This is a genomic window from Flavobacterium sp. GSA192 (assembly GCF_006386525.1).
Classification (GTDB): Bacteria; Bacteroidota; Bacteroidia; order Flavobacteriales; family Flavobacteriaceae; genus Flavobacterium; species Flavobacterium commune.
Genome location: NZ_VAHC01000001.1, coordinates 771,185 through 792,054 on the forward strand (window position 1 = coordinate 771,185; position 20,870 = coordinate 792,054).

At 36.0% G+C, this 20,870-nt stretch carries 10 protein-coding genes; all 10 read right to left on the bottom strand.

The genetic code is table 11. The features are described 5' to 3' along the window. Positions 1 to 7: 7 nt before the first annotated feature. The 10 genes from FDM27_RS03275 to FDM27_RS03320 all read right to left on the bottom strand — a co-directional run bounded on the left by FDM27_RS03275 (position 8) and on the right by FDM27_RS03320 (position 20,849). On the bottom strand, positions 8 to 9,508 hold the full coding sequence (locus tag FDM27_RS03275; protein ID WP_140485155.1) for a LamG-like jellyroll fold domain-containing protein: 9,501 nt from the start codon (positions 9,506 to 9,508) through the stop codon (positions 8 to 10). 411 nt (positions 9,509 to 9,919) lie between these two features. Beyond that, positions 9,920 to 10,927, bottom strand: a complete 1,008-nt coding sequence (locus FDM27_RS03280) for an FAD:protein FMN transferase (protein WP_255510452.1) — start codon at positions 10,925 to 10,927, stop codon at positions 9,920 to 9,922. 87 nt (positions 10,928 to 11,014) lie between these two features. Next, positions 11,015 to 13,189, bottom strand: a complete 2,175-nt coding sequence (locus FDM27_RS03285; protein ID WP_140485156.1) for a PepSY domain-containing protein — start codon at positions 13,187 to 13,189, stop codon at positions 11,015 to 11,017. Between the two features lie 12 nt (positions 13,190 to 13,201). After that, the gene (locus FDM27_RS03290; protein ID WP_140485157.1) at positions 13,202 to 13,684 is read right to left on the bottom strand and encodes a DUF2271 domain-containing protein; all 483 of its coding nucleotides are present in this window, start codon (positions 13,682 to 13,684) and stop codon (positions 13,202 to 13,204) included. Positions 13,685 to 13,688: 4 nt separating this feature from the next. Then, positions 13,689 to 15,203 (bottom strand): ankyrin repeat domain-containing protein, encoded by a 1,515-nt coding sequence (locus FDM27_RS03295; RefSeq protein WP_140485158.1) that lies wholly within the window; start codon positions 15,201 to 15,203, stop codon positions 13,689 to 13,691. Positions 15,204 to 15,945: 742 nt separating this feature from the next. Beyond that, positions 15,946 to 16,527, bottom strand: a complete 582-nt coding sequence (locus FDM27_RS03300) for an O-methyltransferase (protein WP_140485159.1) — start codon at positions 16,525 to 16,527, stop codon at positions 15,946 to 15,948. Between the two features lie 148 nt (positions 16,528 to 16,675). Further along, entirely contained in the window at positions 16,676 to 17,461 is a 786-nt protein-coding gene (locus FDM27_RS03305) for a hypothetical protein (RefSeq protein WP_140485160.1), read from the bottom strand. Positions 17,462 to 17,787: 326 nt separating this feature from the next. Then, on the bottom strand, positions 17,788 to 19,959 hold the full coding sequence (locus FDM27_RS03310) for a TonB-dependent receptor domain-containing protein (RefSeq protein ID WP_140485161.1): 2,172 nt from the start codon (positions 19,957 to 19,959) through the stop codon (positions 17,788 to 17,790). A 50-nt stretch (positions 19,960 to 20,009) separates the two neighbouring features. Beyond that, positions 20,010 to 20,327 (bottom strand): DUF6660 family protein, encoded by a 318-nt coding sequence (locus FDM27_RS03315; RefSeq protein ID WP_140485162.1) that lies wholly within the window; start codon positions 20,325 to 20,327, stop codon positions 20,010 to 20,012. 69 nt (positions 20,328 to 20,396) lie between these two features. After that, positions 20,397 to 20,849 (bottom strand): DinB family protein, encoded by a 453-nt coding sequence (locus FDM27_RS03320; protein WP_140485163.1) that lies wholly within the window; start codon positions 20,847 to 20,849, stop codon positions 20,397 to 20,399. Between the last annotated feature and the right edge of the window lie 21 nt (positions 20,850 to 20,870).

A 20,870-nucleotide genomic window follows, 5' to 3' on the forward strand; every position in this document is an offset into this window, starting at 1 on the left:
GGTTTGCTTATTTGATAATTATTTTTTGGTAAAACTCACCTTTATTGGTTTTAATAAGAACCAGATAGACAGCCGAACTTAGGTTTCTAACAGGGATTTGAATGTGATTTTGATCGCTATCTGTAATTCTCCAATTATCGATATTTTGTTTTAAAATGCTGAATAAAGCAACTGATTTAATAGTAACATCTGAAAAATAGTTTCTAATATTTAGCATTTGATTTTCATTAGTATAATAAGTTATAATTCCATTTTCGATAGTAGTTTCGTTAATGCTGGTTAATCGATTCACAAATTGTAATGAGAAACGCCCAGTATATTCACCTGCTGCTAATGATATATCCAGATTTGCTATTCTTAAATCATGATATGTTTTTGTAACATTGTCATAAAGGAAAATATCAAGATTGTTAGGAACATTTTCTAGGGCATCAATTTTTATGGTTGATTGTCCTTCATTGGCAATTTTAATTCCTAATGGTATGATTTGTTCAGTACCAAAACTTGGAATCCCCTGAATTATTACAGGAGTGTTTTCTAATTCCCAATACATATCATTGTCGTTAACGTCAATCATTCGGGCATCATAACCAAAATCAAATTGATTGGTAGTATTAGGATCAGTACCAACGAGTATTTGTCTGTGAGTGGCAATTGGGGAGTCAAATCCTAATCTGATTTTCATTCGTTTGTCAACAGTTTCTTTGTCAGCAAAAGAATTTTTGTCGTTGGCAACTTTCATAAAAATAGCGTTCCCCGAAGTTTCTCTAACAAAAGCACGTTGACTGTTTTTAAATGAAAATGTTCCTCCTTGCACAACACCATTTGAAGAAGCATTTATATAGAAAGCCTGTCCTACCGGAATATAACGTTGTGGGATTTTTGAACCTGTTGCACCATTGTTTACATTAAGAGGATCGTTAGCAATAGCTGATACACCTCCAGTTAGGGTATAGACCGCATAACCTCCTTCGTATTGGGCTAAAACGTGATTGTTTGATAATCCAAAATGATCCCAGAAATATAGTGCACCACCAAAAGTATTTATTGTTCCTTTACAACCAGTACAATCTTTTAAGTTATCTTTTATAAATTCATCTGCATCTAATGCACTTGGATAGGGATTTCCTATTAAGTAGGTTTGGTTTATCGCAATGAACTTGTTAATAGTTCCTGAATTAGGTTTTCCGGTAAAGACATAGTTTTGCATAGCATTTATGGTAGCCGTTCCGCCAGTTCCTTTCATGGTAAATCCATCAGCAGCGGCTATAAGTCCTGTACTGGCTTTATATTGCCATTGCCAGTAGTTATCCCAATTTGAATTTGAAGCAGGAGTTAGTGAACTATAAGTCCAAATCCATCGATTACTAATTTTAATTGGAGTTGAAAGTGGTCCATCGGCAAAATAAGGACCGTCACCAAAAGTAATTGTTTTAGGATTTACCGAATCAGTACCGTCTCTTAAAATATTAAATATCGCATAAGTAGAATTATTAGCAGCTCCGCGATTGCTTACTGGCGAAGACCAGTAATTGTAATTAAAACTGTTTTTCTTGCCTTGTTGGTCTATTTCGATAAAGCCTGTGCTGCTTTCTTCAAAAATACTTTCGCTGTATTGGGCTAGGGTATAGCGTTTTTGAACCAATTGTGATTCTCCAATTAAATCAATTTTTCCATCTAATTTCAAATAATGTGTTATCCATAACCCATGCCCCGGATTAGTTTCATTTTGAGTACCTGAATTTGTAATTATTAATTCATTAGACAATACAATAAGACCTAATAATGTAAGATCTTGGGTGTTTGATGTAACCTGATGATTGAGTCTAACAATATTCCAATTTATAGGTTGGTTGTTTATTCCAGAACTATTAGGAACATTCCATACATCAAAATGTGTCCATGTATTATCAGTATTCCAGGTTTGGTTTGGAACTCTGGAAGTGTATGGAATAGGAGCTGTTTGTTGTTGACTTGAGTTTATATTATGCAGTCTTCCACTAATTCCTTTATATGCTGCCAAATCTCCGCAGTTGGTATTCATTCGATAATAACCTAAAAGATTATTCCATAATAATGGATTGTCTTCTATACCGTTTTGGTCATTATCTGTTCCGTAAATTTTCATTGGAATAACAACACCTCCCACATCAGAACCTGAAATGTCAATTTCTTGGTTCATCATTTGTCTAATTTGTTCTACTCCAATAGCTTTGTTCCATATTTTAAGTTCGTCAATCCAGCCATGAAAATAGTTGGTTGGAATGTTCGTTGCTGTTTGATCCATAGCACCCAAAAGTGCTTCAATGTTATTTGAAGTTGCTGTAGGAGTAGCTCCATTTTTCGTAGCTATTTCTAAACCATCAACATATAGTTTATAAGTTGATCCATCAAAAGTGACTGCCAAATGATACCATCTGTCAGTACCAATGGAATACGAACCGGATGTTACATTGTTAGCTCCGGAAGCATTGTACCAATTGAATCTTAGCTGACTATTAACGATGCTTAAATCATAACCACTGTTATTACTTCCGTTATCTTTTCTGGAGAAAACAGTTCTTGTACCATCAGTTGAATTTGGTTTTACCCAGGCTTCGATACTAAATGCAGCATTGAGATTGTAATTGTCTTTAAAAGAAACATAGTCATTATTACCATCAAAATCCACCGATTTACAATCAATAACGGTAATGTTTACTTCATCAAAACAACCATTAGTGAGTGTCCATCTCAAAGTGTAGCTACCCGGATCAGCGGTAAAAATGGCATTTGGGTCTGTTGCGCTGGAAAAAACAGCTGAATTTCCACAAGAAGTAGTACTGGCACTTATAATAGTCCATGTTCCTGTAATTCCAGTTCCAGGATAGTCGGTGTCTCCCGAAGCTGTATCAGGAACTACATAGAGATTGCTTTTCCAGGCTCCTTTATTGTAATTGGTTACGGCAGAAACGGTATTGTCATAAGCATTTAATTGCAGTGTGTTTTCGCCACAATTACTCGCAAGCGGAATGTAGTCTTCTCCTGCGTAGGCTAAACTGGTGTTGATGTTAACATAATTAGTTCCGGCATCATTATCAGTTCTACAACCATTTACTAAAGTGGTTACACCATATTCTCTAATTCCGGGAGTAACCGGAGTAACAGTTGCTGTTGTTCCTTTGGCAATTACATTTCCGTCTTCATCTGTCCATTCTAATTCATCATCAACAGTACCAAAAGTAAAACCAACATCGTCTATAGCCCAACCACTCCCAACGTTAAAAGTTTGATTATTGGTACAATTATTAGAAGCATGTTTTGGGAAAGTTACATTATTACAACTACCACCACTTGGTCCGGAATTAAATGTAAATCTAACGCGTAATCCTGCAAGTCCTGCATAAGGCCCTAAATTGATTGAGGTATATCGAAACGCATCGGCTACAAGATATTGTTTAGTACAGGCAGAACCTCCTGAACCTTTATAAGCACGAACACCTGTAGTGTTTCCAGCTGTTAGTATGTCATTTTGCATCGTATTCAATGTCACTGTATAAGTATTTCCAGCGTCAAAAGACAATTCGATTTTTCCTGAGCCACCATTACAGAAATAGTAAGCGGTATAGAATGTTAATATTGCTTCACTGGAAGTCATTCCTATAGTACTGAAAACAGGAGTTTCTAATGTTGTAATTCTGTTTGCTTGAGCGGCATGTGCAATAGCAAATTTTGTGTTGTCTGAAGTGTCATAATTAATTCCGCTAAAGGTTGTATTTGGATTGTTGGTAGAGTTGGTTTCTTTCCAAGTTGGCTGTTCATTATTATTTCCACTGGCAGGGAAGAATCCGTCTAAGCCATCTACACGCCATCCGTCAGGTTGGGCATAATTAAATTTTCCTCCTTTACCAAATTGTCCTTCGGGTTGATCGTAAAAACTTTCGGCATTTACAGTTACTGAATCTCCCAGACAAATATCTAAAGCGGTATGACTCACAATAATAGGCGGTTCATCAGGCGGTAAGAATCTTGCATAGGCTTCGGCAGAAGTTTTAACAAGAGAAGGATTGTCTGCATCGGTAATTCTTAGTCTGACAAAAGTATCGCTTGTTAACCCAATTAAAGTATAAGTTAATAAACCAGCAGTATTAGGAATGCTTATCCAGGTTTCGCCATTATCATTAGAATATTCCCAATTTAAAACATGTGAAGCTTGTAAATTATAAGTGCCAATAGCTTGTAATGTAAATTGGATGTCTTTAGGAACTGTAATTCCACCAGGACAGGCTGTAACTTCTACTAATGCGCTTGGTGGTTGCGTGTTATCCGGAATAGGGTTTATTATAACTCCAGTTAAATAAGTAAATAGATTCTTTGGAGGTTCGACAGTAACGGTTGCTGTGCAGCTATTTGAATTTCCATTAACATCCACAACAGTTAATGTCGTTGTGGCGGTATAAAGGTTAGGGGAATCAGGAAAAGTACTAGGAGATACACTCAAAGAGGCAATTCCGCAAGCATCATTTGATCCATTGTCAATATCTGAGGCTTTAATGGTGGCAACTCTGGAAATAGGATCAATTACAACAACAAAATTTTTGCAAATCACCGTTGGAGGTGTATTGTCAACTACTGTAATTACAGCATTACAGCTATTACTGTTTCCATTATTGTCATATACTGTAAAAACCACATTGTTAGGCCCTACATTACTGCAATTAAAAGCATTTGGAGTTACCGTCATATTTACAATTCCACAATTATCAGATGAACCGTTATCTAAATTTAAAGCTGCGATATTTACAGTGCCGCCTGCACTTAAGTTAGCAGTGTAGTTTTTGCATACTGCAGTTGGTGCAATGTTGTCTATTGCACTAACTGTAAATGTACAAGTACTTGTTCTGTTAGCATCATCTCTTGCTGTAAGTGTTACTGTGGTTATGGCAGCAGAAATTAATGTTCCCGGAGCTGGACTTTGTGTAATAGTCAGGTTAGTATCACAGTTGTCTGAAGCCGTTGCAAGTGAGGTATAATCCTGTAAAGGAAATTGACAATTGTTGTTGTAATTAACGTTTTGATTTCCAGGACAACTTATAGAAGGATTCTCATTGTCAATTACAGTAATGGTCTGATTGCAAGAAGCTGTTAATCCGGAATTGTCTGTTACTGTCCAGTTAACGGTTGTATTTCCAATAGGGAATTGATAAGTGGCAGTATTAATTATAGTTCCGGATACTCTGGCAACCACCGAAGCAATTCCGCAGTTGTCGTTTGTTGTAGGTGTACCAATGTTTACCGTTGTATAACAGTCACCGGTTCCGTTTGCACTAGTATTAGCGCTGATATTTCCAGGGCAAGTAATTGTTGGAGGAACATTATCTGTAACTGTAACAATTTGATTGGCTGTTGCAGTATTTCCTGAACTATCGGTTACAGTCCAAATTACCGTAGTATTACCCAACGAATAAGTTGTTGATGGATGATTGTTAGTTACCGATGCTACAGCACAGTTATCAGCGGTTACAGGAGTTCCTAAAGCCACTCCGGTTGCAGTACAAGCGGTATTTGTAGTTGTGTTAATTGTAGGAGGAGCTGTTATTGTAGGTTTGATATTATCAGTTACAGTTATTGTTTTAGATCCTGTGGTAGTGTTTCCGGCAGCATCAGTAACGGTATAATTTATAGTTGTTACTCCTCTGTTAAAGACATAAGTTCCTACTTGTCCTGATGTAGTTGCTGCATTTGTAGCTCCGCTTAGCGAATAAGAAATTAAAGAACCACTACAGTTGTCAGAAAAAATTACATTTGTTACTACAACCGAAGCAGTACAAAGACCAGCATTGGTATTTGCAGTTTGGTTTGCACCAACAGTTAAGGTTGGATTAGTCAAATCTTTTGCAGTAATCACTACAATTTCTGAATCTGTATTTCCGGCAGCATCGGTAGCGGTTACGGTAACGTTGATTGTTCCGTTGTGAACGGCTGCTTGCGTTGTTCCCGCAGCCGGACTTTGAGTGATGGTAGTTCCGGTACAATTATCGGTTGCTGAAGAACCGTCAACTAGATTTGGAATGGTAACCAAACAACTTGCATTTAAAGTTGCATTTTGGCTGGCTTCGGCAGTTAAAACAGGAGCGGTTGAATCTTTGGCAGTAATCATCACAATTTCAGAATCTGTATTTCCGGCAGCATCAGTAGCTGTTACGGTAACGTTGATTGTTCCATTGTTTACAGCAGCTTGTGTTGTTCCCGCAGCCGGACTTTGAGTGATGGTAGTTCCGGTACAATTATCGGTTGCTGATGAACCGTCAACTAGATTTGGAATGGTAACCAAACAACTTGCATTTAAAGTTGCATTTTGGTTGGCTTCGGCAGTTAAAACAGGAGCGGTCAAATCTTTTGCAGTAATCATCACAATTTCAGAATCTGTATTTCCGGCAGCATCAGTAGCTGTTACGGTAACGTTGATTGTTCCGTTGTGAACGGCTGCTTGCGTTGTTCCCGCAGCCGGACTTTGAGTGATGGTAGTTCCGGTACAATTATCGGTTGCTGATGAACCGTCCACTAAATTTGGAATAGTAACTAAACAACTTGCATTTAAAGTTGCATTTTGGCTGGCTTCGGCAGTTAAAACAGGAGCCATTAAATCTTTTGCAGTAATCACCACAATTTCAGAATCGGTATTTCCAGCGGCATCAGTAGCTGTTACGGTAACGTTGATTGTTCCGTTGTGAACGGCTGCTTGCGTTATTCCCGCAGCCGGACTTTGAGTGATGGTAGTTCCGGTACAATTATCGGTTGCTGATGAACCGTCCACTAAATTTGGGATGGTAACCAAACAACTTGCATTTAGAGTTGCATTTTGGCTGGCTTCGGCAGTTAAAACAGGAGCCGTCAAATCTTTTGCAGTAATCACCACAATTTCTGAATCGGTATTTCCAGCGGCATCAGTAGCTGTTACGGTAACATTGATTGTTCCGTTGTGAACGGCAGCCTGAGTTGTCCCAGCTGCAATACTTTGAGTGATGGTAGTTCCGGTACAATTATCGGTTGCTGATGAACCGTCCACTAAATTTGGAATGGTAACCAAACAACTTGCATTTAAAGTTGCATTTTGGCTGGCTTCGGCAGTTAAAACAGGAGCCATTAAATCTTTTGCAGTAATCACCACAATTTCTGAATCGGTATTTCCAGCGGCATCAGTAGCTGTTACGGTAACGTTGATTGTTCCGTTGTGAACGGCTGCTTGCGTTATTCCCGCAGCCGGACTTTGAGTGATGGTAGTTCCGGTACAATTATCGGTTGCTGATGAACCGTCCACTAAATTTGGGATGGTAACTAAACAACTGGCATTTAAAGTTGCATTTTGACTGGCTTCGGCAGTTAAAACAGGAGCCGTCAAATCTTTTGCAGTAATCACTACAATTTCAGAATCTATATTTCCGGCAGCATCGGTAGCGGTTACGGTAACGTTGATTGTTCCGTTGTGAACGGCTGCTTGCGTTGTTCCCGCAGCAGGGCTTTGAGTGATGGTAGTTCCGGTACAATTATCGGTAGCTGAAGAACCGTCAACTAGATTTGGAATAGTAACTAAACAACTTCCGTTTAAAGTTGCATTTTGATTGGCTTCAGGAGTCAATACAGGATTAGTAGAATCTTTAGCAGTAATCACCACAATTTCTGAATCGGTATTTCCGGCAGCATCGGTAGCGGTTACGGTAACGTTGATTGTTCCGTTGTGAACGGCTGCTTGCGTTGTTCCGGCAGCAGGGCTTTGAGTGATGGTAGTTCCTGTACAATTATCGGTTGCTGATGAACCGTCAACTAGATTTGGAATAGTAACTAAACAACTTCCGTTTAAAGTTGCATTTTGGCTGGCTTCGGCAGTTAAAACAGGAGCTGTCAAATCTTTTGCAGTAATCACCACAATTTCTGAATCGGTATTTCCGGCAGCATCGGTAGCGGTTACGGTAACGTTGATTGTTCCGTTGTGAACGGCTGCTTGCGTTGTTCCCGCAGCCGGACTTTGAGTGATGGTAGTTCCGGTACAATTATCGGTAGCTGAAGAACCGTCCACTAGATTTGGAATAGTAACTAAACAACTTGCATTTAAAGTTGCATTTTGGCTGGCTTCGGCAGTTAAAACAGGAGCCGCCAAATCTTTTGCAGTAATCACCACAATTTCAGAATCTATATTTCCGGCAGCATCGGTAGCGGTTACGGTAACGTTGATTGTTCCGTTGTGAACGGCTGCTTGCGTTGTTCCCGCAGCCGGACTTTGAGTGATGGTAGTTCCGGTACAATTATCGGTAGCTGAAGAACCGTCCACTAGATTTGGAATAGTAACCAAACAACTTGCATTTAAAGTTGCATTTTGGCTGGCTTCGGCAGTTAAAACAGGATTGGTAGTATCCCCAACTGTGATTATTACAGGAGTTGTGTAAGCCGAATAACAAGCTACTCCATTTAAAATAGATACCGTTCTTCTTTGGTAGCTTGTTGTAGCAGTTAGTGTAGGAGGACTGTAGGTTGCCAATGTTGCTCCTCCAATGGTTTGAAAACTGCCACTAGCATTGGTTTGCCATTGATAAGAAATGGTCCCATCTCCGGTTCCATCCATTGTAGATGTAAGTGAATCAGGTGCTGTTCCACTACAAATCATTTGAGTATTACCAATAGTTCCCGGAGTAACCACTGATTGTATTGTAACGGTTTTTGTTTCAGTATTTGAAAAAGCAGTTCCATCGGTAACTATAAACGAAATGCTGTAAAGTCCCGCCATTGTGGGAGTAAAGGAGGTTGAAGCTGAGGTACTATTGGCGATTGTGACATCGGCATTAGTAGGGTCTTTTACCGTCCAAAGATAAGTTACTGCACCGCTTGGAGTTCCTGTATATCCACCAGTTAGTGCTATATTTGTTCCATTGCAAAGGGTTGAAGAAAAATCAACAGGGTTTATAATGTTGGCATTTAGTGTTCCTGATCCGGCAACGATTTCTCCAAATGTTAATACGTCGCTATTACCTGATCCATTACAAACAGCAATTAATTTGTTGTCAATGTATATTTCGGTATTATTGGAACAGGCCCCTGAAATAGTTCCTCCAGCATCGATTTTAATAACTGCGTTGTTGGGTAAATACAATTGTGTTTTTTGGTTGGTAAAATTTAAAATACCAGTAGCAGTTAGGTATAAAAGCGGTGTTTTTAAATCAACTTGTTTCGGATTTGAACCTGCTAATAAATTTAAAGTTCCATTAACAGTTAAATCTCCCATTGAAGTTGTAACCAGATTTGTTGAAACCGTAATTGTATGGCTAGAATTAATCGTAACAGCATAGTTTCCATTAGCCTGACCAGGATAATTCAAAGCAGATTCCCAATTAAGTGTTGTGCCATTGTAAATTTCCCATGAAGAAGCAGATTCCCAATTACCCGTAGCTTTTGATTGGAAATCACCATCTGCCTGACTGTAAGCGGAAAGGAAATTAAATATAATAAATAGTAAGAATAAGTATTTTTGTTTCATGATTAATCCGATTTAAATTCAAAAAACAATTTTTAAATATTTTATCAAGCTTTAATAGGGTATGTTTTTTTAGCCTGAATATTTTTTGATAGAGATTAATAGTTTTTCTTCTAGGAAAAAAGGTGAATGTTTTTTTTGAGTAAAATTCTCAATAAACAGCTAGGATCAATTCTTGGATTGTTACTATTTAAAGTAATAGTGTAAAATTAAATATTAAACCGCGGTAATTATAGTTTAATCGATGATAGGCCGTATATCTCGATAAAGTACATTTAATTAGATACTTGTCCTTTTTGAAAGTATTATTTTACGTTGTTTTGATCTAAAATAAGATTTTTAATACTTTATTTTGAGGATGTTTTTTGCGAAAGATTAATCTTGAAATCGGTTTCTTGAGAAAAGATTTTAAGCTTATTGATACTTCTTTAGTAAATGTTTGGGAAAGTTTTTGGATTTTATCATTCTGCCCGAATCGGTGATTAAAATGCAACTGTATTCAGGAAATTGGTTCAGTAATTTGAGGGCTTCTTTTTTGCCTAAAACCATAGCCGATGTACTAAAACCATTTGCCATTTCAGCATTCGGGCCTAAAACAGTTACACTGCATAAACCCGTTGCAGGATAACCTGTTGCAGGATTGATAATGTGTGAATAGCGTTTTCCATTAAAAAAAACAAATTTTTCATAGGAACCCGAAGTGGTTATTGCGGTATTTTTCAGTGTGATAGCAGCTGTAATTTCTCCGGGATGAAAAGGATTAGTAATACCGATATTCCAGGGTTTTCCGTCGGGCTGTGTTCCCCAAATGCTCATGTCGCCAGTGGCATTTATAATTCCGGATTGGATTCCTTTGGCAAGCATCATTTGTTGGCATTTGTGGGTAGCATAACCTTCGCCTAGTGCTCCGAATCCAATTTTCATTCCTTTTAATTTTAGAAAAATAGTTGAATTAACGCTGTCCAGAACAATGTTTTTATAACCTACTTTTGCTACTGATTTTTTTATGGCTTCGGGAGTTGGCATTTCGGTCATGGAACCATCAAATTTCCAAATTCGATCCATGGCTGCAAAGCTAATGTCAAAAGCACCATGGGTAATTTTGGAAAAATACAATGCTCTTTTTGTTAATTCAAAAACTTCTTTATCCACTTTTACAGGACGAATTCCTGCATTTTGATTGACTTCTGAGACTTGTGAAGTGGGTTTCCAATCGGAGATTAAGTTTTCAATTCGGCTAATTTCGGCAATAATGTTATCAATGTTTTGTTCGGCAGAAAGGGAATCCTGTGCCACAATACTAATGTCAAATCGACCGCCCATAAGCACGGTGCTTCTTTTTCGTAAAACCTGTGCATTACCAGAGAAACTTATTGTTAAACAGAAAATAAGGAAAAGTGGAAGTATAGATTTTGTTTTCATAATGGTTTTTCTCAAACAGATTTGACTTGAATAGTAATAGAAAAACAAATGCCTACAAGGTTTTTAAAACCTTGCAGGATAATAGTATTAATAACAATCTGTCAGTATTTGTCCTTTGGTTTTGTATTCTAAAAGGTTTGTATTGTTTTTAGAAATGCAAATAGTGTCTAATACTTTTTCGACATCAAATTGCATGGCTAGTGCACCACAAATCATAATTACGCCGTCATTTTGCAGTAAATTAGCAAAGAAATCAGCGTCCATTTGGATTAAATCCATCACATAATGATGATTTTCTTCACGGGAATATGCCAAATGAAATTGCTTTAAATACTGTTTTTGCTTCATTTCAGCCGCAAATTTTTCGTAATGTGCCGTGATTTCGGTTTTTTGGCGAAAGCCGGAATACAAATGAATTTCAGTCTTCTTTTTATTTTGTTCAATCATTCCCAGAAACGGAGCAATCCCCGTTCCATTAGAAATTAAAACCACTTGTCTCGCTTTTTTCGGAAAATGAAAAGCATGATTGTTGATAATTTGAGTTTTGATGGTGTTTCCGGGTTTTAGATTGTATAAAAATTCCGAACCCAAACCGTTAGGATGCAATTTGACGGCTAACTGGATATTGCCGGTATGTTTTCCAATAGAATATAAACGTTCGCGATTATCATTAGCAGGATAAATGGCTAAAAGATCTCCGGAGGTGAATTTGCTTCGCATTCCGGCTCTTAAAGTCAGTAAAAAGGTTTGTTCTTTTTCGGAAACTGTAGTTTTGTCTAAAACCATTAATTGCTGTAATCCTTTTGGAATATGATTGTAAACCGATGAAGTAGTGCTCAGCAAAATTCCGGTTTTAGCACTCCATAATTGTACCCAATTGACAAATTCTTCGGTTGATTTATCATTTACGGTTTGTAACTTTAACAAACGATTCGCCCAGATTTTAGTTTCTAAAAGATTATCCACTTCTTTGGCATAACCACAAAAATCAGGATAAGATTTGGAACCAAAACCAATTACAGAATAATTAATGGGTTGTTGTTGTGCATTTTTTTCTAAAAGAGTTACAAATTTACTGGCATTAGAAGGTGCATCGCCCAAACCATAAGTGGAGCTGAAAATCAGTAAATGTTCGGCTTTTGGATAGCTGGTGTAATTATTTAATTGTGCAAGGTGTGCTTTCTTACCCTGATCATTTAATTGTTTTAGAATAGCATTGGCAAAACGCAATGAACTTCCGTTTTCTGAACCTACCAATAAAATATATTTGCTTTCCTCGGCTTTGAATTTATTTTTAATGCGGCTTGCTCTTCTTTTAAAGGTCATAGCAAATCCCGAATAGATAAAAAACAGAATGTTTAAAGAAGCTAATCCGAGAATAAATGCCCAAATACTATTGGCTCTTCCGGTGTGTAAGTCCAAACTCAAATCCGCTAATAGGGCTGAGGCAGGGTAAAGTTCTTCTGAAATAATTTCGTTAGAATATTGATTGACTTCTATTTTTCGGTCTTTTAGTTCGAAAATATAAAAATCCTCTTCATCGTCTGAAAAAGGAAATTCTATTTTAGTAACCTCGGCTAAAGGGGTATTCCTTAAATCGAATGTTTTTTTAGTTTGAGTTGTTGTTGGGTTTTCGGTTTGGTTTTCATTTTCGAAAAGATGAAATCGTTCCATTGATAAATAAGTTCCCGAAAGTGCTATAATCAAGATGGGAATTAATGCCAAACGCCCCAATAAAACGTGGTAGTATTGTGCAAAATATTCTTTGATAATTTTAGCTAAGAAGTTGCGTAAACCTCTTTGCCTATTGATAACAAGAGCAAAACCTGACATAGCAATTAATACTAATAAAAAAGAATTAATTCCTATAAACAATCGTCCTGTTTCATGTAGAAATAAAGAGCGGTGTAGGCCGGTAATCCAATTAATAAAATCACTTTTCTTAGTTGGAGTACCAATGATTTTTGCTGTTTCTGGATTGATATACGCATTGACATCGTTTCCATCATTATCAATCGCTTGTAAAGTAACAAACTGATTGTGGTCGATACTTAATTCGGTTATTTCGGGATAGCTTTTTCGAAGTTCAGGCAGGGTTTGCCCCAATGTAATAGCATCGAAATTTTCCACCCGATGGGCAGGTATTTTCTGCTGTATAGCATCTACTGCAAGTATTGTACCTGTAACGGATGCGATAATTAAAAATGCAACAGAAAATACCGCCAAAGCGAGGTGTGAGTACCGCCAAAAAGAAAGAGTCATTTAGCTATGCTTTTAAATTTTGCTTAATCTTACGTAGCGGATGTATCCTTTTCCTTCAGATTTTGCTGCAATTCCAGCAGTTGTAAGTGGGATTTCTACATCGGAAACATGGTATTTTTGATTTTCAACTGCCGATTCGAAGCGCAATTTATATCCTTTATTAATTTTAGAATCATCAATTTCAATTGTTGTCATGCTGCGATCTCCACCAGTAACTGAAGCACCAGTTATAGCGCTGATGTTAGAAGGTTTTTTAGAGTTGAATTTATGCCATTCTTTTAAACTGTTGTACCATTTTTTGTCGTCTCCCATTACGTAAAGTGTTTTTTCGTAATCACCTTTGGCATTAATCAAAGAAACTACTACATAAGCACCTTCGCCAGCATAATTAGACATTTGAAGCATACATTTGTATTTGCTGCTTTGTGCGTTAGCCTGAAAAGAAATAAGGAAAATAAATGCGCCAGCTAAGGCTGTTTTAATTAATGAGTTCATTTTATTATTTTAAAATTTCAACAGAAATGTTGTTTTTAGTTAGTGTTTCGTTTTCTTTGGCTAAGTCGTAAGCACTTTCGTCAAAGTCGGTTTTAATATCTTTTTTGGCACCAATGGACAATAAGTATTTTATAATGGTATCATTGTCTGCAATCATAACAGCTTTGTGCAAAGCGGTTAATCCGTCTTTGTTTTTGGCATTTATATCAATATTTAAATCGGCTATTTTTTTTAACAAAAGTAAATCATTTTTTAGTACTGCAAAATGATACAAAGTACTTCCGTCTTTTTGTGCTTCAGCCAGTTTCAAACCATTATCTTGCAATAATTTTATTTTTGTAGTAAAAGGGTCTGCCTTAGGTGTATTGCTGGATTCAGGTGAACGTCCTCCCATCATTTGTGTGCGATACGATTGAATTAAATAGTAGCCTAAGTTGTTGTTGTCTTTGTCCAAAACAGCAATATTAGCTTTTTTGCTCAATAAAAGCTCAACAGTTTCCGGAGTTCCTGACAAGATTGCTATAGATAATGCTGATTCCCCTTTTGCATTTTGAACGTTGATGTCTTTTACTTTTGGAAGTAATAATTCCAGTGCCTGAGTATCTCTGGCAGCGGCTGCATTCATTAACACCGTATTTCCATCGTTATCAGCTTTGTTAACCTCAACTCCTTTGTTTAAGAAATAAGTGATAATTTCGGATTGATTGGGTTTGCGCACTAAATAGTGTAATACGTTTTCTCCTTCATTAGAAACTACACCTGGATTTAGCTTTAAATCATCTGTTAAATATTGAAAAACTTCAATGGTATTCGCTTCACGACGAGAACCCTGAGCAGCAATAATAAGTGCATTGTCAGTAGCTTTTACCCCTTTTTGTAAAAGTGTTTTCAGAAGCTCAATATTTCCTGTTCTGGCTGCGTAATTAAAAGCAGTATTACCATTGTTGTCTGTGTCTTTTAACGAAAGTCCTTTAGCAATAAAATAATTAGTTAGGCTTAGATCTTTGTCATTTGCTATAGCCAAAAGTAAGAGAGTAGCTCCGTCTTTGTATTTTTTCTTAACATCTAATCCGGCTTTGAAAAAAGCATCATACATGGCTGTATTTTTTTGACCGGCATTAATGGCAAATGTTATAGGAGTAGTTCCGTGGCTGTCTTCAAAATGAATATCTGAACCTTTAGCAATTAAATAGTTTACTATTTCCAGATTTCCTTTGCTGGCTGCCCAATGCAGATAGATGCGATTATCATGAGTTAATTTGCTTACCGTATTACCCGGTTGTTCCAATAAAAATTTAATAGTTTCATTTGGAGCCTCATTATTAATGGCATAAACCACAGCGTCAAAAGCCATTGGATTGCTTGCAGAAGGATTACTTCCTTTTGCAATTTCTGCTTTAAGTGCAGTAACATCAGGAGATGTTTTCCAAAAAGACGGTTCTAATAGTGAATTTTTTTGTTGAGCTGTAGCAAAGAAAGTAGTAGCCAAAGCAAGAGAAACAAATAGATTTTTCTTCATTATTTTATTATTTTACAATTTTAGACAGGATTTTTCTTTTTAGGTTTAATTTGTTTGTTCTATTTAGAATAAATAAAAATAAGGCAAATGTAAAAATAAAAAAAGGATTAACAATTGTAAATAATATGTTTTTTAGAAATATTTATGTTAAACTCAGAATCCGCATTAGTATTTTGTTGGTTTTTTTGTCACGCAGATTATGCTGATTGTTGCAGATTTTAGGCTTTAAAAACAATTAAATAATCGTGTGAATTCGCTTCATCTGTGTTAACTGTCTTCCAAATGTGTAATCCAGGTTAAACTCAAATTCGTCCTTAGTAGGGCTATGCAGTTGCAATTAATTTTTTAATACACCAGCTATGCACAAAATTCTCATGCTGACGAAGGAAGCATCTCCGCCACTAACTATATAAAGTATTAGTTTAGGTTATTTGCTTAATGTTGCGAACATGGAAGATTTCCACTTTATTGCGTTGCTTAGCTTGTTTGGCGAAGTCAGGAGACTTCACCGAGCTTGGCGCGAAAGGATTCGCGCACGAGCGTTGAAAATACAGCCTGTTTTGTCATTTCTAAGAATGAGGAATCGCACATGTTACTTACGTTTTGTGATTTCTCCTTCGTCGAAATGACACAAAATAAGCTTAACTTAATGACATTGAACGAGCGCCAGAGTGGATTATCATCGGGAGTTGCTTTTTACTTAATTTAAAAATTAGGAGATTTCGAACGAGCGGGATTGCATCTAATTTTTTCTTGTAGCAATTACTATTCCTGTTGACCAATTCAATTTTGTTAAATTGAAATCTTTTCTGTTTTCCAAATATTCTATTAGTTTATTGACATTTTCCTGATGTCCTTCAGGCCAATTTGGTTGTGCCAACATATCATCAATAATATAAAAACCTCCAACTTTTATCAATTCCAGAATTTCGTCTATTTCACTATATTTCCCTGGCCAGGCATCTGCAAAAACTAAATCAAATTTTTCACCACTGTAGTTTTTAATCCATTCACTTCCGTCAGCACAAATAATTTCAACTCTCTCATCAGTTCCAAAATAACTTTTAGCTATTTCAGTTAGTTTGGGATCATTGTCAATAGTAACTAATTTAGAATCAGAATCCATTCCGTCAATCATCCAGGAAAGTGACAAACCAATTCCGGTACCAAGTTCTAATAGGTTTGATTTTGGTTTAGAGGTAATAAGTGTTTTTAATAAAGTACCAATAAATAAATCTGAAGGCATAGTAAAACCAATTTCTTTTGATTTTGCTTCAATCTCAAAATGAAGTTTAGGGATGTCTAAGATATTTGAATCTTTCATATTTTAATTTTAATCAACGTTATGGCACTACAGCGGGTTTGGGATTAAATTAAGCCCATTATTCGGATTTGCCAAATCTTCCAAATACAAGACCATTTTTCCATTAAGCCAATTGCCCAAATCCGTTGTAGTGGCTGTTGGCAGTAGTCTAGTTATTGATTTTTATTATTTCGGCATCAAAATCTGTCATCAAAAATACTTTATCAAATTCAGTCTTTGTTTCATAATTTTCATTTTCATCAAATTGATAAGAAACAGAAGAAAGTGAACCGATGAACAAAACCAACCAATATTCTGAAATTTGTGTGTTACTAGATTTATAGTTTTTTATTTTTCGCTCCTTTTTTCTTATTTCTTTTTCTAGTCGAGTTTGAGTTAAATATGGACCTTGCCAATTTTTCTCATTGTAGGAAAAGCTTATTTGAGAATGAATTGAGATCTTAACTTTGGAAATAAAGGATGGTTTATTTTCGTTTATTCCTTTTGATAAATTGTGAATATATTCTACAATTTCTGTTGCTAAATTTCTCTTTTCTGTTTCTTTGTATTCTAATTTATCATCAACAATAGAAATTTGTGCAAAGAGTTTTTCATTAGGAAATTTGGAAGTATAAAGTTTCTCTGAATATTTTATCAATGAATTGACTTTATTATAATTTACAACATCTTCCGTGAAAATTCTGGTATGTTCAAGTCCAATAATTTTAGATTGATATTCAATTATGAAATCGGGATCTGGCGGTTTTGGCTTTTCGAGAATTTTAATTTCAGAGTTTATTTTATACACAAATTTTCCAATTTGACAAACTTCAAGAATTTCCTTATCAGGTAAATTATATTTGTCGATGATCGGAAGAATTATGTTCCCCAATTCAGTTTTTTCTTTTTTGTGATGGTCAATTATTTTTTTGACTTCTGAAAGTTCTATTTTCATTGAGGTACTTTTAGATTACTGCCAACTTGTATATACTCGCTACAAAGTAGCGTCTATACACCCAAATATGGGTAGATTGTCGCTATTTTATAGTGTATTGTATTTTTACCAAATATATAAATAAATCTTACAGTTTTTTTATGAAGTTTTATTGTTTACGAATTATTTTTTGTAAGTTTTTGAATGGGATTTCCAGTTTAAAATCCTGTTTTATATAAAAAATCCCTCTTTTATTTTTGATAAAGAGGGATTAATTTTTACCGCAAATTCACAAATTTTAAAACAGCTCATTAATGAAATAATTTGCGAATTTGCGGTAATTTTTTTTAATGTTCTTTATTCCCAAAAGGCTTTATGATAATTCCCACACTGAAAATAAATCCGTCGGTAGGAGCATAAATTTCTGGAAAAACTGGTCGGTCATGTGTAGGTAAAACCAACGGTGAAAAACGACTTTGTCTTCGGTCAGTAAAGTTTTCAAAATTGGTAAAGAGCGCGCCACATTTGAAATTTCGCATCAGTAAAAACCCCATTGTGGTAAAATCGGTGGTTTTAGTTCCATTCGATAACAGTTGTTGTCCGGTGTAATAGGTTTCAAAACCTATGCGCCAGGCTTCACTTTCGTACATAATCACACTGCCTACATTGTGTTTTGGGGTCAGCGGTTTTTGAGGATTTCCCGCTAAATAATGCAAACGGGCATCAATAAAAGCATAGTTTAAAAACCATTTAAAATCCTTGTAATTGAACTTGATGTTGGTCTCGGCACCTTTGCTCAGTATAATTTCAGATGCATTTTCAAATTTAAAATTAGTTCCGGAGCTATTTAATAATAAGGCATTTTGAATAGCGGTGACATAGAAAAGCTGGTTTGCCGAGAATCCAATTTCGCCCAAACGGGTTTGGTAATTAAAATCATAATTCACACCATACGAACGTTCGGCTTTTAGATTGTCTTTATCAATGCCTAATACATTTTCAAAGTTGATCGATTCGGCTTCTTCAGTAAAAATATCCGGGATTTTATAACCTAATCCACCACCAATTCGGCTTGAAAAACCATTTTCATTTTTGTACAATAAGGAAATTCTTGGCAAAGGAAAAAATCCCCAATCGGAATTGTAATCCGTACGCAAACCCGTTTCTAAAATCCAGTTTTCGCTAATATCAAAAATGCTATTAGCAAATAAACCGTAGGTAAGTTCTTTTTGATCGCGTTGTAATGCGGCTTTATCAGCTTCATCAAAATTAACCGAATACACATTCGCCCCTAAAATCCAATCGGTTTTAGCATTGGCTCTTTCGTAACTTACTTCGGTAAATGTATTGATTTGCTTTCCGCTAAAATTAAAATCAGGCACTTGCAACGAACGGTCAAAATAAGAAATACTGTTTTTGATATTGAAATTGCTCAACGAATCCAGCTGGGTTTTGTATACCGCCTGAGAGCTCAAACGCTTAGAAACGTTGTCTTCGGTGTATTGATGAATGCCGTTTTGCTGACTTTTAATTTTAGTCATGTCACCTCCAATTCGGTCATCATAAGTTGCATTAACGCCTAGCCAAAAAGTAGTTTTTTCGGAAGGATAATAAAAGAATTTTGGATTAAAAGAAATGGATTTTGTTTGGGGTAAATTACTAAAATCATCATCTTCGGGATCATAGGCTTTTTGATAATGTGCCGAACCATAAAGCGCTGTTCCAAATTTTTCATTTCGTTTACTATAAAACACATTCGCCGTACTTCCTAAAGCGTGCGTTTGCGTGAGCATAATGTCTAAATCCGGTTCTTCATCAGGAGTTTTAGAAACCATATTCACTAAACCGGCAATAGCGCCACCGCCATAGAGTGTAGACGAACTTCCTTTGATAATTTCAAATTGTTTTAGGTCCAAAGGGGGAATTTGCATAATGCTCAAGCCGCTTGAAAAACCGGAATATAGAGGGAAACCATCTCTTAAAAGTTGGGTATAACGCCCGTCAAGACCCTGAATTTTAATGTTCGAATTTCCGCTGCTTAGCGAAGTTTGTTGCATTTGGATTCCGGTACTTTCGCGCAATACCATCGAAATATTCGTTGGGTTCATCGTGGCTTTTTCTTCTAATTCTTCGCCATCGATAAATTCAATTCGGGTTGGGATTTTTTTAACCGTTCTACTGGTTCGGGAAGTTTGTAAAACTACTTCTTCAAGTTCGTTTTCATTCGGTTCCAAATGAAAAACAAAAACGGTTTGGCCGGGAATCTGAATTACTTTCTTTAAGGTTTCGAAGCCCAAAAAAGTAATTATAACGTTTTGTTTTCCATTGGAAATATTTGAAAAATGTACTTTTCCCTCAGCATCTGTAACAGCCGATTTTTTGTCTGATTCGAGATAAATGTTGGCACCAATTACGGCTTCGTTTTCAGAAACTACTTGTATTTGGATATCAGTTGTTTGTGCCTTAACCGCAAGGCATGATAATAGTATGAGCATTGCGCTCAAAAGGAGTTTATTCATTAGAAATGAAATTTAATTAATTAAAAATTAGACTTTTTGTCTGGATAATTTTAACTAATTAATTGAGGAGGTTGCCAAATAGCAGCAACAGAATCAAACTGATAGTCTGATTGGTAAGAAGATAATACTACATTAGAAATGGCAGTATGCACTCTGAAAGTGTAGTTTGTAATACTTTCGAAGGTAATAGACATTCCACAACAACTGCAAATACAAGTCACAGGACAGGAATCATCATGATCTTCCTGATGATTGTGCTTCAGACTAATGTTATCTTTTTTCAGGTCTTCGGAATTACTTCCGTCTGAGCAAGGTTTTAAAGATAAAATAAGTATTAAAATGGATAATATGAAGGTACTTATTTTCATTGCGGCAACGAAGTTAAAAAATCTATCTCATATTTTTGTTTAAATTGTAAAAAAGGATTTTCAGCGGTGTTATTTTCTTTTGTAAAAGATATAATCGGTATTAATGGGCTCGATTCCATTGGCTTTCAAATCACTTGCAATTTGTGCCCGATGATAAGTAGAATGGTTAATCACATGAAAAATAATATCCTGAACTGTATTTGAAAACACGATTCCTTTGGAGTTTTTATAGATTATTTTTTTGCTTAATTCGATGCTGTTTAAAATACTTATACTTTGGTTGTAATTGGTTTCATTATGGTTTTTCAAATTTTCTAAAGGTCGAATTTCCCAAACAGCTACAGAAATGTCTTGATTCAGAATTCGGGCATTCCAAATTTCCTGCGCATTAATCAAGTGGTTCAATAATTTGATGGATTTTTCGGGAATGATTTGTTTCTCCTTTTCGAATAGCTGAATGAGTTCCTGATTGAAATGATAGTTGTATTCGAAAGTATCTTTAAAAAAATCGGTGGTTTGCATTTGGTGTATTGTTTATTGTGA